The sequence below is a fragment of the Marinomonas sp. A3A genome, from assembly GCF_018336955.1.
GTDB classification, from domain to species: domain Bacteria; phylum Pseudomonadota; class Gammaproteobacteria; order Pseudomonadales; family Marinomonadaceae; genus Marinomonas; species Marinomonas lutimaris.
The window spans coordinates 237,443-254,472 of the sequence record NZ_CP025532.1; the positions used below are offsets into that span (position 1 = coordinate 237,443).

A 17,030-nucleotide genomic window follows, 5' to 3' on the forward strand; every position below is an offset into this window, starting at 1 on the left:
TTAATAGAGAAGAACCGAGAATTCGACTTGGTCTCTTGCGCCTGCTTGGTCTATTAAAGTTAGTTGATAGTTGCCGGATTTTAGGTCTTTTAATGTGGTCTTTCTTTGCTGGTCTGCTAACAGAACGCCGTTTAAAAACCAGTAAAAAGGCGCTTCTCCTCCCTCGGCGGAAATGTTGATGTCTCGGTTTTGTTGCTTAGGTAGTTGGAACGCATCCTGATTTGCCAGCCCATAGATGCGAACGGGGGATTGACGAATTAGGTTGCCTGTCGTTGCGCACCTAGGGTCCCAGCTTGGTATGCGAGAAGATCGGCGCTGTTCTGGGCTTAGCCAATGTTCTAATGGCGCTGGCCAGACTGTTACCTTGTGGCGTTTGGCGTCGATCTGACAGCTTATATTGACTCGTAATTTGGAATCATCTGCTTGCCAGAATTGAAATTCAGATTGGTTGAATGGCTGTTGTAGCGCCGCAGTGTTGTACCAAGTCTTAGGAATGGTGCCGTCAAGAATATAAGCGCTGTGGCTCTCCTCACAGTTCGTTTTAACTATGTCACCTTGTGGCCAGCATATGTCTACTTTAGACACGCTGTCGGGCATTTGTGGGGCTGGGCGCTGATCGTTTAGCCGTTGATAAATATTATTTAATAATGGCACGGCGGTAACTTGGCCATAATGGCCGGGCATGGGAACACCATCGGGTCTGCCAATCCAAACGCCTAGGGTGTAATGCTGGCTCACGCCAATCGCCCAGGCATCACGGAATCCATAGCTTGTTCCGGTTTTAACCGCCAAGCCAGAAACAGAACCTGGATTATCTAATAATATTTTTCGAATAACCCAAGCAGCGCCCTCGCTCAACAGCGGTTGTTGTGATTGTTTATCTTCAGTACTAAAACGCAGATGCTGTGCTTGTCCTTTGTTTCCAAGACTGGTGTAGGCATAGACAAGATCTTCTAAATTCGAGCCAACGCCACCGAGAGCCACCGCCAAATTAGGCTTCGCTCCGGTCGGGAGCTTCAACTCGATGCCTGCTTTTTTCATTTTTAAGAAAAAGTAAATCGGCTTGAGCTGCTCCAATACTTGCACCGCGGGAATATTCAGGCTTGCTTGCAAGGCATGAGCAACGGATACTGGCCCACTGACACCACCATTGAAGTTGTCGGGTTGATAGTCCCCGAACTTAAGCGGCACATCCATCAATAAGCTTTCGCTATGAATTAAGCCTTCATCCAATGCCATGCCGTAAATAAAGGGTTTAAGTGTTGAACCTGGCGAGCGAGTAGCCTGAACCATATCCACGTAAGCGAAACGGCTGTTGTCGTTAAAATCGGCCGATCCAGCGTAGACTTTTATCTTGCCAGTCTCATTCTCAACAACTAATGCTGCAGCCGAGACTTTTTGCCCAATACCATGGACATAGTTTCTCAGCATGTTACTGATCTGACCTTGCCATTGAGAGTGGATAAAGGTTTTGATCTGGGGCGATGTGCTTTGCGTCACTAATCGGCGGGCGAGTAATGGTGCTGATTGGTAATCTTGTTTGGTTATGGTGGGAATGTCTTCGATTAATGCGTCGTTTAAGCGCTCTGTTGACCACTCTTCCAGTGTTACTAAGCGGCGCATCAATTTGTCCCGCGCTTGCTGGGCGCGTTCGTTATGTCTGTCTGGTCGGTAATAGCTGGGCGCTTGTGGTAAAACCGCCAAGAGTGCCGCTTGGGCGTCTGTCAGTTGTTTCACCTTATGGCCAAAGTAACCCAAGGAAGCGGCTTGAATACCTTCGTAGGTGCCACCAAAGGGCGCATGGTTGAGATAATAGGTGAGGATATCTGCTTTGCTAAAGTGCCATTCTAATTGCAGAGCACGGACGATTTCTTTGAGTTTTCCCCATACGGTTCTGGGTTCTGGGTAACGTATACGAGCCACTTGCATGGTCAAGGTTGAGCCGCCAGAGACGATGTCGCCTGTGCTTATCCATTGCCAAGTAGCGCGAGTGAGCGCAAACACATTGACGCCGGGGTGATAGTAAAAGTATTGATCTTCGTAAGTAATGAGCGCTTCGAGGTAGTTTGGGGAAACCTCGTCTAATGTTACCGGAAAGCGCCATACGCCGTTGTCATCAGCAAAATTACGCAAAATCGAACCATCCTCGGCGAGAACAGTTTGACTCAGTGAGCGGGATTCTAAATCGACCGGTACAACCCAGTCGTATAATAAGAAAGATAAAAACAACAGTATTCCGGCGATGGGTAAACAAACCCATAACCGGAATCGACCATTAAAACGAGCCATTAACGAGGCAATATTTCCAAGGTTGTAATCGATGTACCAATGGCACGGTAATTAGGACGATACATATCTTCTACAAAGGGTGGCGCGACCTGATAAGTCCCCGGTGTGACTGCGCGAGCCAGATAGTAAAGCTTTTTCACCGAACGATTCGTAAGGCTTACGGAAGCCACAAAGCGATCATCCCGGTATTCTTGATACAGCAGGTTATTTTCACGGAAGTAGCTACCAAGCGGTTTTTCGTCAATCATAATGCTATCCAAATCGACGCTGGCGTTGCTTAGGTTTTGGTTCTCTAGTTCTAAACCCGCTGGTAAAAGGTCCACTACCAAGGCATCTGGAATACGTAAGTCATCATCAACTGTGGAAACATTTAATTCCACAATGAGCAAATCCCCACTGGTTAATGTGGTTGGTGTCGTCGGTTGACCTGTTAGGTCGTAATACTGGCGGCTAATGCGCAGCCCTTCGCTGTATGGCTCTGGGGTGTTTTTAGGTGCGCCTTGGTATTGCAGGCTGACATACAGTTTTTGGTCGTCTGCGGTAATGCCTTTGAGCTTGCGCAACTGGTCGGCATCAAATACAGAATTGAATGCCTGTTCTTTTACTAGCGACTGTTCGCCAGATGGTAATTGGATGGTAGCGCGCCACTCACTGCTTTTTTGTGCGTACTGACTTGCGACCTTCAATAAAGCAATGCGCTCTTGAGTGCTGAACCAACGCTTGCTTTGTAGGCTCTCAATCATCTTATCGGCAAGGTCTCCGTCATCCAGTCCGAGTTCTAAGGCAACCGCAAGACTTAATGCTTGGTCACGCATCACAGAGCCATAATCTCGGTAATAAGCGTAACGCTTACGTTGTTTGCTTAATGCTAGCTGGCGTGCTGTTTCTGCTCGATTTTTATCATTTAATTGGCTTAAGGCGCCAGCTAAATGCATCCAAGCAAGTCCGGACTCGTTTAGTTCTGTTGTCGACGACTGATTAAAGAGGCGGCGAACGAAACTCAAGCTAATAGCATCCGCTTTGGCTAAGACAAACGCGGCATAAGCGCGATAGGAGAACTGATAATAATCAGAGCTTTCGCTCCACATGTCGCTTTCGGGGTTATTGTTGACAAAGAGGGTCAATCGTTTGATCGCACGGTTCAGCATATCGTCATCAATGACAATGCCTTGTTTACGCGCATCGATTAAAAACTCCGTGGCATAAACGGTGCCCCAGCGAGATTCCCAACTGCTCGAATCCCAGTAACCGAAGCCGCCATTGCTCAATTGCTTTGACTTAAGTTTTTCGATTCCGTCCTGGATTTGCTTTAGACGGAAGGCTTCGCTAAAGGGTTGCTTAAATTCTTGTTCAATACTGTCATTCAAATCGAGCTGATTGACCATGTCTTCGTTTAACAATAGCCAAGGATAGGTCGAGCTGGTGGTTTGCTCTAAACAGCCATAAGGATATTGTAATAAGTTCTCGAATTGGCTTCTAAAGTTGATCGCAGGGCGATTAGAAATCGTTAACATTGCTTGAACACTGCTGTCTCGCAATGAACTGATATCAAAGCTCGGCTTCCATTGCTCGCCTGGTTCTAGCGTCGCACGTAATTGATTCGTTGCCCAAGGATAAGGGCTTCGTACGCCAAGTCGCCACGTTCGCGTGATATTGATGTCGTCACCATTGGTGGCATTAAGTGTGATGACACCTTGGCCTTCCCTGTCCGCGCCTGTGATAGGAATGGTAAGTACGGTTTTCTCTTTATCGGCAAGCTCTAGGCTCTGCTGCACACCTTCGCTAATGACGGCGCCATTTACTTTCACACTGACATCAAATGTCTGCTTGGCATCGGAAAGGTTGTGCAAGTCAATGCTGATTTGGCTCTTATCTCCCATCGCAAGGAAACGCGGCATGGCAATTTGCGAGACAAGCTTGTCAGCGACAATCATTTCTTTATGGGCGCTGCCGTAACTGTTATCGCCATAGACCACAACCATCCATTCCAATTTGCCATTGAAATTAGGCAGATCAAAACTGACATCGGCTTCGCCATTGACGAGAGCAACCGGCTCACTCAAGAAGGAGATAATTTGCACATCAGATTTTGGTTTTTTACCGCCGCGGCTGAGGTCTGCATCAGATTCATTAAAGGCATCGCCACCAAATTTCTGGCGGATCATGTCATAACCTAGGTTATTTATGATCTTGCCATAGATATCGAAATACGCCGATTCAAAACGGCGCGGAGCATAAAAATACTGCTCAGGTTGAGGTGGTTTATAGCGCGTAATATTCAGCACACCTTTATCAACAAGAGCGACCGTTGCATAAAGTGGTTGATTCCCAAGTTCTGATATATTCGCTACCTTAATATGTGCGCTAACTACTTTGTTTGGCTGAACTTTTTCTTCGGTGGTCAGCTCTACGTCGGCAATGGCATCTGGGCGAATGATGGGTAAATGCACAAACCCTAAGGCGCGTTTTGGTGCGACTTCGGTGACTTGGTCCGCTGGCGTTAACACCATCGCCGTGACGTATAAGTCGTGTCGATTCCAATTTTGTTGTACATCGATGCTAACTTCATTTGTGCCTTTTTCGATGTTCTTATGCAGGCTGTATTGCACTCCGTTAGTGGATTCCACATTGATAATGCCATCGCCAGCCACTGGGCTGGTTAAACGCAAAGTTGCTTTATCGCCTGGCTCGTAGTGATCTTTATCCAACGACATTTGCAGCATGTCGGGTTTTAAATTGCTGCTACTTTGGTTATCCCAACTCCATTCTGTCTCAAACTCAAAGGTGCTCTTCGCTCCCGTTTCAGAGGTGACTTCCAAAATATACGTGCCCCATTGCACAGGGAAATCAACGGTGACAGCGTCGTCTTTCACGTTAATATTTTCATTACCGACCGTATAAATATGGCTCTGATAATTCCAGTACCAGCCTCGGGATTCGTTGTATTCCCAGAAGTATTCGCGGTAATTTCGAGACAGGCGAACACTGAGCTTGTCAGCAACCGGTTCCCCTTCTTGATCGACACTTAATAGCTTAAATTGCAGCGTTTCATTGGACGCAGGTCGGCCTTTAAATAATGGCTGGATACCAACCAGCTTATCGTAGTCTGGTAACTGTATGACGCTTTGATTGCGCGTTACCGGACGGCCGCCACTTTCGTAAACGCTGGCGCTGACAAGATAGCGCAATGGTACTGGCGTGTTGGCCCAATTGTCGGGGATGGAAATCACTCCTTTGCCATCTTTATCCAGTTTGATAGGGGCTGTTTTCAGCGTGCGGCCATTGATTTTTTCGTTGGCATTGCCGAAGTAGTAATCTTTTAGCGACGGAAACGGCGTCGTCGAAGGTGTGACAGTGATAACCGCATCGGCATCATTGCCTGCTGCAGGCGCGCCATAGAGATAATCGCCTTGAATCGGAACATCAAAACGGCCTTTTGGAGCATAGCGAGTTTGATTAGGAACATCATCGTAAAAGGACAGCGTTAGGGTTTCCGGTAAAAAATCTTCTACCTGAAACCAGTAAGTATCAACATATTCATCGTTAATACTGACTTCAAGACGCCATTTTCCTGTTGTCGCGTTGTCGTCTAACTGGAAGTCTGTTTGATAAAGGTTGGTGCTGTCAGGTTGCCAAGTGAACTGTTTTTTGTGTTCGCCACGAGCATCGTAAAGCTTGGCCTGCAGGGGCAAATTCGCCACTTTTTGGCCGTCAAAATCGCGCAGTAATAAATTAATCGAGACGTTTTCACCAGGGCGATAAAGGTCTCGCGGGCCGTACATAAACATCTGGTAAGGGCGATGTAAGCTTGGCACATTTGGGTAGGCGGATAAGTCTAATTCATCACGGTCTAATTTTAAGAAGGTAATGCTGTCGCCATGACGAGCAACCACGGATTGTGGCAAGTCGTTGGTCGATAATTGATAGCTGCCATCTAGACCACTTGTGGCGGTTTGATCGTGCGCCGCTTGTTTATCTGTTTTCGGCCACAAAAACCGTAGATTAACATCAGCCATTGGTTTTGCCGTGGCAATGGAGTGACTGTAAACCACCAAAGAATCTTTGTATTTTCTGGCGTGTAAACCTATGTCTGTGATGGTGAAAACCGCCGTGTCGTAGGCGTAGTCATAATCACCTGGCTTGCGGATAACGGCCACATAAATGCCAGGGGCGTTTTTTTCTAAAACTGGATCTAAGTTTAAATTGTAGGTCTTACGTTGATTGGCTTTGGCATCATTTTCATAGCGTGCAGAATGGACCAAATCGGCGTATTGCTTTAGTCGTGTAAGGCTGTAGTAATCGTTCATTCCTTGCAATGATGTTTCATCAAGAAAACGATCTAAAGCGTCATCACGAACCCGAAAGACATCTAAGTCCACCGATTTTTGATTGATGACAGTAACAGGAATGCCATTTTGAATGTTGCCAACTAAGAAGCTTCCGTTACCTGAAAAATTGGCGCCGGGAATGATTTCACGGGTTTTTACGGTGCGCTCAAAGCGGTGAATATTACCTTCGCTGTCTTTCTCGGAGAGAGTGTTTCCGCTGACTGATTTGGGTTTTCTGTCTACCTTGATGGTGTATTCGGTGCTGGGTTCAACAAATGGCAGTACCCATTGGCGACCATTATTTTGCGGTATCCAGATATTGCCAGTGGTGGGATTGGGTGTTACAGAAATAGATTTGCTTAGGTCGCTTTGAGGGTCAATCGAATCGGTAAAGCGAATAACCAATGCGGGCGCATTGTCTTGAGTGGTTTCACTGACATCTGATATATAAAAATCCGCCGCGTGGAGCGTGCTGGAAAGCAGTAACAAACTCATCCAAATGAGGTGAAGACCGGATAGAACTGACCGCATGACAAGCATCCCTTTTGCGTTTATATGAAGCGGATTCTATTAGCTCATACTATGGGTTACAAGGTGCAATAGATCACGGATTATCACATGAACGAAGGGCGGGCATTTAAAGTAGATCAAAAAACGCCCTTGCGGGCGCTTTTTAAACTCACATATCTTAGATAGTTTCGCTTACGCTGCTCCCACTTCAATCGCTTCAATACGGTTTTCTTCCACAGCATGACAAGCAATCATGTGGCCTTGTTCTTGCTCCGCTTGATCGTCTAATCGTAGCAATGGCGTTTCGGTTTTACAGCGGTCGTTGGCGTAGCTGCAACGTCCGTGGAAAGCACAGCCAGAAGGTGGATTGAGCGGTGAAGGCAGTTCGCCTTGCAGCTTAATACGAACGCGACGTTTGTCTGGTGAAAGCTGTGGCGTACTAGACAACAAAGCTAAGGTGTAAGGATGTTTTGGGTTTTCGAACAGCTGCTCGCGAGTCCCTTGTTCAACCACTTTACCTAGATACATCACCATGACGTCGTCGGCGATGTGTTCCACCACAGACAAATCATGAGAGATGAACACATAGCTCAAACCAAACTCTTCCTGCAAATCCATCATCAAGTTCAATACTTGCGCCTGAACCGATACATCCAGCGCTGACACAGGTTCATCGGCCACAATGACATTTGGGTCGAGCATCAAACCACGTGCGATAGCGATACGCTGGCGTTGACCACCGGAAAACATGTGTGGGTAACGGTCGTAATGTTCGGTTTTTAAGCCGACTTTCGCCATGATCGTGAGAGCTTTTTCTTTGCGCTCTGCTTTGGAAAGCTTGGTATTAATCACCAATGGCTCTTCCAATATCGCGCCAATTTTCTTACGTGGATTCAGCGAGCCATAAGGATTCTGGAAAATGATTTGGATCTTCTGACGTAGCTTCGCTTGAGCGTCTGAGCTCAAGGTTAGTAAGTCTTCACCTAGGTGCGCTAGCTTGCCGCTAGTCGGTGTTTCAATCATGGTGAGCATGCGACCAAGAGTGGATTTACCACAACCAGATTCGCCTACTACCGCAAGGGTTTTGCCTTTTTCAAGATTGAAACTAATACCATCGACGGCTTTCACCACGGCGTCAGGTTTAAACAAACCTTGCTTGACGTGGTAATGCTGTTTTAGGTTTTCAGCTTTTAAAATTAATTGGCTATCGGATTGGTTCATGCGGTTGGTCTCCCTTCGCGGTCCAATGGCGTATGGCATTTTACTTGGCGATCAAGATCGCCCTGGTTCGCAGGTTCAACCTTGCGGCAATGATCCGTCGCAAAAGGACAGCGTGGGCTGAGCAAGCAACCCAATGGGCGATCATATTGACCTGGAACCACTCCTGGTAACGCTTCAAGGCGTGCTTTGCCGGAGGCAGACTCAGGCAAAGAAGCCAGTAAGGCTTGCGTGTATGGATGTCTTGGGGTGCTAAAGACTTCCGACGCTGGACCAGATTCAACGATTTGTCCTGCGTACATAACGATAACGCGATGAGCCACTTCGGCCACAAGAGCCAAATCGTGAGTGATCAACACCAAGCCCATTTGCTTCTTGCGTTGTAGCTCGATCAATAGATCTATGATCTGTGCTTGAATGGTCACGTCTAGCGCGGTTGTCGGCTCGTCTGCGATCAATAAGCGTGGATCACATGCAATGGACATGGCAATCATCACACGCTGGCTCATGCCGCCTGAGAGCTGATGAGGATAATTGTCCAAACGCGATTCCGGTGCAGGAATACCCACTTGTGTTAATAACTCAATAGCGCGCGCTTTCAGCTCTTTCTTGCTGCCGCCTTGGTGCGTTTTTAACGCTTCGATGATCTGATAACCCACGGTGAAACATGGGTTAAGGCTGGTCATTGGATCTTGGAAGATCATCGCAATGTCGGAGCCGGTTAACTTACGACGTTGCTTTTCTGGCATGGCTTGCAGATCTTGACCATCGAAGGTTAATTGGTCTGCGCTAACTTTACCTGGGAAGTCGATCAAACCCATGATGGACAATGAACTCACACTCTTACCTGAGCCAGATTCCCCAACGATGCCGAGAACTTCCCCTTCTTCGACCTTGTAACTGATGTTATCTACGGCGCGAAAATTGCCGAAGGTAACGCTTAAATTTTCCAACTGTAACAGTGACATAACAACCTCTCTTACTGTTTCAACTTGGGATCAAGGGCATCACGTAAGCCATCGCCCATGAGGTTAAACGCCAGTACTGTGATCAAAATCATCAAACCGGGGAAAGTAACCACCCACCACGCGCGCTGAACAAACTGCAACGCATCGGCTAACATAGAACCCCATTCAGGGGTCGGTGGTTGTGCACCTAGGCCAAGAAAGCCCAACGCTGCCATGTCTAGAATCGCGCTGGAGAAGCCTAATGTTGCTTGCACGATTAACGGTGCTAAACAGTTTGGCAAAATGCATACAAACATCAAACGCAGCGGGCTAGCACCGATTACGCGTGAAGACGTCACATAATCTCGGGACATTTCGGCCATGGTCGCTGCACGGGTTAAGCGTACATAATGTGGCAGCGAGACAATGGAAATTGCCAAAGCTGCATTAACAATGCTTGGCCCTAAGATGGCGACGATCGCAATAGCCAACAATAAGCTTGGCATTGCCAACATGATGTCGACGATACGCATGATGGCTGTGTCTATCATGCCTCTGAAATAACCTGCTACTAGACCAAGTAGAATGCCCATTATCAAAGACGCAGTTACCGCCACAATGCCAACGGCAATAGAAAGGCGCGAACCATAGATTAATCGAGATAAGATATCTCGGCCTACATCGTCTGTACCCAAAACAAAAGACCAGTTGCCGCCGTCTAGCCAAGCGGGAGGCAATAACAGCGCATCGCGGTATTGGTCAGAAGGTGAGTGAGGAGCAACAAAATTGGCAAATACCGCCATGAAGCAAATGATCGCAATAACGACTAAGCCAGCTACAGCGCCTTTGTTGCTGCTGAAATAATGCCAAAACTCTTGTAATGGCGTCATGGGTGCTGGTGCAGTCAATGGAATGTCTGTCGTGGACGTTTCTGTAGATGTTGTCATAAACGCCTCCTTATCGGCTGTGTCGAATTCGTGGGTTAACAATGCCGTAAGTGATATCTACCAAGAGATTCACGACAATGATGATACAAGCGACAATTAAAATACCGCCTTGTACAACGGGGTAATCACGGCGACCGATAGACTCGATTAGCCATTTACCAATGCCCGGCCAAGCGAACACGGTTTCGGTCAGGATGGCACCGGATAACAAAATACCTACTTGCAGACCAATGACCGTAATAACCGGAATCAAAGCGTTACGGAGCGCGTGAATCACTATGACTCGCCAAGGCGCAATGCCTTTCGCGCGAGCGGTACGAATGTAATCTTCGCTTAATACTTCCAACATAGAAGAGCGCGTCATACGGGCAATAACCGCCATAGGAATGGTGCCGAGAACAATACTTGGCAAGATCAGGTGCGAAACGGCAGAAGCAAACGCACCCTCTTCACCGGACAATAATGAGTCAATCAGCATAAAGCCGGTAACGTCGTCGATCCAGTACACCACATCGATCCGTCCAGAGACGGGTGTCCAACCCAGATTAACGGAAAATACCAACATCAATAGTAGCGCCCACCAAAATATGGGCATGGAATAACCGGTCAGTGAGAAGGTCATCACCGAATGATCAATTACCGTTCCACGTTTTACCGCAGCAAAAATACCCGCGGGCAAACCGATCAAAATAGCGAAAATAGCCGCACAAAAAGCCAACTCAATGGTGGCTGGGAAAAGCGTAAGGAATTCTTTCATTACCGGTTCTCTGGTAATGAGGGAGTTGCCTAAATCACCTTGTAAAACGCCGGTGACATAGTGGTAGTACTGAACATATAACGGCTGATCAAAGCCAAGTTGAGCACTTAGCTCGGCGTGACGTTCTGCGCTCACACCGCGTTCACCGGCCATGACTTCAATTGGGTCACCGGGGATTAAGCGAATAAGGGTAAAGGTCAGCAAGGTGATCCCGAGAAAAGTCGGAATAACAAGGCTTAAGCGACGGAAAATAAATTGGAACATAAAGGACGGGCTCTCTTGAGATATTAGATGATCGAGCGTTGAGCTCGGTCAGCAAAGTACTTACTCACGTCCCAGCGAGTAAGTACTTTGTTGTCCAAAGGACGTATTTCTAAACGTTGATTATTTGCTTACGTTATAGAAGTAGTGACCACCAAGTGGATCAATTTTGTAACCTTTAACTTCTTTACGGATTGGCTCGTAAACCACTGAGTGAGCGATAGTGATCCATGGAGCTTCACGTTTGAAAACAACTTGAGACTCTTCGTACAACTTAGTACGTTCTGCTTTATCCGAAGTTTGTTTCGCTTTTAGAAGTAAGTTGTTGAACTCTTCGTTACACCACTGTGCACGGTTAGCACCACCAACAGCATCACAACCTAGTAATACATATAGGAAGTTATCTGGGTCACCATTATCACCAGTCCAACCTAGCAGTACGGTATCGTGTTCACCTTTCTTAGAACGGTTTAAGTACTCACCCCATTCGTAGGAAACAATTTCCGCTTTTACGCCGATTTTAGACCAGTCTTCTTGCATGATTTCAGCCATACGACGCGCATTTGGGTTGTATGGGCGTTGTACTGGCATTGCCCAGATGTTAGTGGAGAAACCATCTGGATAACCTGCTTCAGCAAGCAATTTTTTCGCTTTTACTGGATCGTATGGGTAATCTACAACGTTTTTGTTGTAAGACCACATAGTTGGTGGAATTGGGTTTTTAGCGACTTTACCAGCGCCTTGGAAAACAGCATCGATGATCGCGCTCTTGTCAGTAGCTAAGCTTAGTGCTTGGCGAACACGAGGATCAGTGAATGGTTTTTTCTGCGTGTTAAATGCCAAATAACCAACGTTCAAGCCTTCTTGGCTCATTAGGTTGATGTTTGGGTCCGCTTCCATTTGCTTAAGATCAGCTGGGTTTGGATACGGCATAACATCACATTCGCCCGCTTTCAATTTAGCGTAACGAACAGAAGCGTCTGGTGTGATAGAGAAAACAAGACGATCGATTTTTGCTTTACCTTGCCAGTAGTCTTTAAACGCTGTGTAGCGGATCAAAGAATCTTTTTGATACTGAACTTTTTGGAAAGGACCAGTAGCAACTGGATCAATGTCCAATTTTTCTGGTGTGCCGGCTTTCATGTAAGCGTCGGCTTGTTCTTTAGAGAAAATAGACGCAAAGTCCATTGCAAGGTTAGCAATGAAAGGCGCTTCTGGTTTCGTCAAAATGAATTTCACTGTGTAGTCGTCGACTTTCACCATCTCTTTAATCAAGGTATCCATGCCCATACCAGTGAAGTATTCGTAAGAGCCGCCTGACACACTGTGGTAAGGATTTTCTTTGTTGCCTTGACGGTCAAAAGTAAAGATTACGTCGTCGGCATTAAAATCACGTGTTGGTGTGAAGTCTTTAGAAGTGTGAAATTTCACGCCTTTACGCAAATGGAAAGTGTATTCAAGGCCATCGCTTGATACATCATAGCTTGTTGCTAAGCCTGGTTCAGTTTCTGTCGTACCCAATTTGAATTCGACTAAACGGTTGAACATGTTTTTCGATGTCGCATCGAAAGTAGTACCAGCAGTATAAAATGCCGGGTTAAAGCCCTCAGGGCTACCTTCTGAACAATAAACCAGTGTTGTTGCGGCGTGAGCAGTGGTGCTGATTGCTCCAGCAGCCATAAGTGCAAGCGTCAGTTTTGCTAACCCTTTTTTCATTGTAACTCTCCATTAACATAATTATATTCGTGTCAAACACGTGGGAAGTCGAATCAAGGTATTCGTTACTTTTGTGATTATCTTGGGTAGGTTAAGAGCCATCTTCATAGTTCGAGTTTTTACAGTTTTTTAAAACAAACCCCATCCAAACTCCTAGTTCGAATGGGGTTGCTCTGCCTCGTCCCTGAGCCCCCTTTAGCTATGAATGATGAATCTGAATAAACAGAAGCATCAAAAATAGCGTCTCTGAAGATTACTCAAGCTAATTTAAATAACCAATCGAAATAACGATATGTCCTATGCGTGTAATGAATACATAATCTCTATAAAGGCAGGGAAGCCTTGATAACAAAGGTTTTGCAGGGAAATTGCTGAGTAAGGAATATGGAAAAAAAAGGATTGTTTTTTTAGAAAACATGCAAAAAATTGAGAAAAGAGAGATTGAAAGAGGGCTTTTAACGAGGTATTAAATCTATATAAAGACAGTTTAGTGCTTCCTCAGAGAAACACTAAACTGCACATAACACTAAAAATTAGGCTTTTTTATCGAGCGCTTTTATTAGAACAGAAGTGTCTTGACGACCACGGCCTTCCGCCATGAGATCTTGATAATCCTGGTCAACGGCCTGGGTTAATGGAATCTTGATCCCCATTTTTTCTGCTTGGGCAAGACACAGACCTAAATCCTTATGCATCCATTCAATCGCAAAGCCAAAATCAAACTCGTTTTTCGCCATGGTTTCGCCGCGATTCTCTAATTGCCAAGAACCCGCAGCGCCATGTTTTAAAGTCTCAACTAATGAAGCGATGTCTAAACCGGCTTTCTGAGCAAAGCGAATCCCTTCAGACAAACCAGACAACACGCCGCCAATAAGAATTTGATTGACCATTTTTGCTATCTGACCATTACCCACTGAGCCCATTAAGCTGGTGGCTTTTGCGTAGCAATCTAATACAGGCTGAGCTTTATCTAGATCGCTTTGCTCGCCACCCATCATTACGGTTAATACACCGTTGACTGCTCCAGCTTGTCCGCCAGATACTGGTGCGTCCATGAAGTGAACCCCACGTTCTTGAGCTGCCAGGTGAAGCTCTTTCGCCACTTCTGCAGAAGCGGTAGTGTGATCAATAAAAAGAGTGCCGGCTTTTGCTTGTTGGAATGCGCCGTCTTGTCCTAAATATACGGCGCGTAAATCGTCGTCATTACCCACGCAAGTTAATACAATATCAGCATCTTGCGCTGCAAGAGCTGGCGTTGTAGCGAAGGTGCCTGTGTATTCCTCACACCAGTTTTGGGCTTTTTGTGTAGATCGATTGAAGACCACAACCGCGTGGCCCGCTTTACTCACATGGCCAGCCATTGGGTAACCCATAGTTCCGAGTCCGATGAAACTTACTTTCATTGCTTTTCTCCTTACTACATTTGTTCGAGATACGGATTTGATAAACAAATTTAATAGACAGATCATACTGATTTGCTTAGCAATTACGAGGTACAAAAAATAAGGAAATGAAGCATACAGAAGCGGATAATTGCTATTTCGGTAGCATTTTAATGCGTGTTTTGATAAAGGTCGCTCAGCCAAAATTCCTGTGGATAACTTTGTGTAAGAAAATCTGAGTGAGCGATTATTTCGTCAAAAAGCGAGTATGATCAAATAATCGTGCATATTTTATACTATTTTCATTATTTCCTTTTGTGCTGCTGGATCTTACCTCCTTTGTCAATAGCTATTAGCAACAAAATCCAATTAAGGAATCTTAATAAAGTTATCTAGTTGAGATTGATTCGTTTCTATAGAAAAAACCTTATGCATCTAGAGAATTTAAAAAATAGATATAAAACAATGTCTTATTGTTATATATCAGCTTTTATCAAAGAATATATCGAGTTCGCTAGTTGCTCATTTGCTCTAGCGTCTAAATGTACGCCATCGACCTCGCTTGGCTGTAAAATCCCAGCAGCATTAAGAAAAATACACTGGTTACGAATCGCAATATCCTGATAGTACTGGTGAAAATGTTGTGATTTTTCAATGGCGCCATCAAAACTTTCGGCCATAGAGCCGATTGGGGATAAAATATTTGGCGGAGCGATTACAACAAGGGTTGGGACTGAGAAATCATCAGTATTTGGTATTCTTGACTTTTCGATCAGTTTCTCAACACCTTTTGCCGCTTCGTAGGCTCCAATATGGAAGTGTCGCTTCAAATCATTGGTGCCCAACATCAAAATTAAAATATCGACAGGGCCAAAGGTTTCTAATGCTGCTTGAAGATAGGATAAGCCATTTCGACCTTCCAAAAAGGGATCATTCCAGATCGTCGTTCTGCCCGGTAAACCAAAGTTAATAACTTGATGTTGTTGACCTAATAAGTCATTTAGCATAGTAGGCCAGCGTAGGTGTTTTGGGTAACGTCCGCCGTTAGGTACTCGTCCCCAAGTGAGTGAGTCCCCGTAACATAAAATAGTCGCCATGATGTGCTCCTTGCATTATTTATGGATCAATAGATAGTGTAGTTAATAAGCGGCGTTTAATCATAAAATAACAGAGAGCGTTGAAGAGGGCGTCATGAACACAACACCTGCTATTTCTTCTAAAGAAGGTATCCACTTGGCACTGTCTCGCCTGAAAAGCGCGACTCAGAAAACTCCCTTTCCTCTTGCCGAAGAACGCCAACAATGCCTGACCCGTTTGCAAGCGGCGTTAATGGGTCATGAGACCTCTTTATTAGATGCCTTACAGAAAGATTTTGGACATCGTACTCATGAAGAATCTAGGCTGCTTGAGCTTGTTCCTTTAATTGGGGAAATAAAGCACGCGAAACGTCATCTAGCGAAATGGATGAAACCGTCAAAGCGCAAGGTTCACATAAGTACCTTGCCAGCTAGCGCTCAGGTGTTCTATCAGCCAAAAGGTGTGGTAGGTATCATCTCACCTTGGAACTATCCTGTGTTGCTGTCTCTAGGGCCTTTGGTGGGCGCATTAGCCGCAGGAAATCGTGTGATGATGAAACTGTCGGAGTTTTGCCCTGAAACCAATCGAGTATTGCGTAACATAGTGACTCAAGCTTTAGGAGAAAGCTGGGTGGAAGTGATTGAAGGTGAGGCCGAAATTGCCAACGAGTTTAGTCTCATGCCATTCGACCATCTCTTGTTTACTGGTTCGACGTCCGTGGGGCACATTATTATGCGCAACGCCGCCGAGCATTTAACGCCCATTACCTTGGAGCTAGGTGGTAAATCTCCGTTACTGGTTGCTCCGTCGGCGGATTTACGTGATACGGCTAAGAAGCTGGTGTTTGGTAAGGCTCTAAATGCGGGGCAAACCTGTGTCGCACCAGATTACGTTATGTGCCATTCCGACCAAAAGCAGACCTTAATCGATTATATAAAGCAGGAACTTGCGGATTATTATCCAGAAGGTGTGTTAAGCCCTGATTACACGAGTTTAATTAATGTCCGCCAATTAGATCGCCTAAAAGGTTATTTAGAGCAAGCACGAGTGGCTGGTGTCGTTTGTGAGAATCTCATGCCGCAGGGACCAGAAGAAAGTAATGGCAAGCTGGCGTTGCATGTGCTTCATCAACCAGACGATGAATTGAGAGTGATGCAGGACGAGATATTCGGACCTTTGTTGCCAATTCTGATCTATTCCGAGATGTCTGAAGCCTTGTCTTATATTCAGCAACGACCTCGGCCTTTAGCAATGTACTTGTTTACGCAACAAAATGACGATCAAAAGCGCTGCGAGGAAAATATTGCCAGTGGCAGCTTGGTGATCAACCACACTTTGGTTCAAGTAGCACAGGCGGACTTGCCGTTTGGTGGCATTGGCGCATCCGGAATGGGCGCTTATCACGCTGAAGAAGGCTTTCGTACCTTTTCTCATTGCAAGTCGGTATTACGTAAACGTGGGCCGAATGTTCTTACCTTGCTGCGTCCACCGTATCGGCGTCGTATTCATCGGTTAGTCGCAAAATTTTGGACATTCCTGTAAACGTAAAAAATCCCACACTAACTAATTAGCGTGGGATTTGTCGTTCTACTGTATTT

10 protein-coding genes are annotated in these 17,030 nt (G+C 45.8%); 1 reads left to right on the forward strand and 9 read right to left on the reverse strand.

The annotated features are described in order from the left end of the window. The 9 genes from pbpC to CYL31_RS01115 all read right to left on the reverse strand — a co-directional run bounded on the left by pbpC (window position 1) and on the right by CYL31_RS01115 (window position 15,452). Complete coding sequence (gene pbpC, locus CYL31_RS01075) at window positions 1-2,289, reverse strand: penicillin-binding protein 1C (protein WP_212917164.1); 2,289 nt, start codon at window positions 2,287-2,289, stop codon at window positions 1-3. Continuing rightward, entirely contained in the window at window positions 2,289-7,148 is a 4,860-nt protein-coding gene (locus tag CYL31_RS01080) for an alpha-2-macroglobulin family protein (RefSeq protein ID WP_212917165.1), read from the reverse strand. The genes pbpC and CYL31_RS01080 overlap by 1 nt, the downstream gene beginning before the upstream one ends. A 171-nt stretch (window positions 7,149-7,319) precedes the next feature. Beyond that, window positions 7,320-8,348, reverse strand: a complete 1,029-nt coding sequence (locus tag CYL31_RS01085; RefSeq protein ID WP_212917166.1) for a peptide ABC transporter ATP-binding protein — start codon at window positions 8,346-8,348, stop codon at window positions 7,320-7,322. Next, entirely contained in the window at window positions 8,345-9,313 is a 969-nt protein-coding gene (dppD, locus tag CYL31_RS01090) for a dipeptide ABC transporter ATP-binding protein (protein ID WP_212917167.1), read from the reverse strand. The genes CYL31_RS01085 and dppD overlap by 4 nt, the downstream gene beginning before the upstream one ends. An 11-nt stretch (window positions 9,314-9,324) precedes the next feature. Continuing rightward, window positions 9,325-10,239, reverse strand: coding sequence for a dipeptide ABC transporter permease DppC (gene dppC / locus CYL31_RS01095; protein WP_212917168.1), 915 nt, complete (start codon window positions 10,237-10,239; stop codon window positions 9,325-9,327). A gap of 10 nt (window positions 10,240-10,249) precedes the next feature. Further along, window positions 10,250-11,260 carry an ABC transporter permease subunit gene (locus CYL31_RS01100; protein ID WP_212917169.1) on the reverse strand — a complete coding sequence of 337 codons (1,011 nt, stop codon included), beginning with the start codon at window positions 11,258-11,260 and terminating at the stop codon, window positions 10,250-10,252. 120 nt (window positions 11,261-11,380) lie between these two features. Next, window positions 11,381-12,973, reverse strand: coding sequence for an ABC transporter substrate-binding protein (locus CYL31_RS01105; protein ID WP_212917170.1), 1,593 nt, complete (start codon window positions 12,971-12,973; stop codon window positions 11,381-11,383). Window positions 12,974-13,506: 533 nt separating this feature from the next. After that, on the reverse strand, window positions 13,507-14,376 hold the full coding sequence (locus tag CYL31_RS01110) for an NAD(P)-dependent oxidoreductase (protein WP_212917171.1): 870 nt from the start codon (window positions 14,374-14,376) through the stop codon (window positions 13,507-13,509). A 455-nt stretch (window positions 14,377-14,831) separates the two neighbouring features. After that, entirely contained in the window at window positions 14,832-15,452 is a 621-nt protein-coding gene (locus CYL31_RS01115) for an SGNH/GDSL hydrolase family protein (protein WP_212917172.1), read from the reverse strand. 94 nt (window positions 15,453-15,546) lie between these two features. Between CYL31_RS01115 and CYL31_RS01120 the strand changes: the two genes are divergently transcribed. Further along, the gene (locus CYL31_RS01120) at window positions 15,547-16,974 is read left to right on the forward strand and encodes a coniferyl aldehyde dehydrogenase (RefSeq protein ID WP_212917173.1); all 1,428 of its coding nucleotides are present in this window, start codon (window positions 15,547-15,549) and stop codon (window positions 16,972-16,974) included. The last annotated feature ends 56 nt before the right edge of the window (window positions 16,975-17,030 follow it).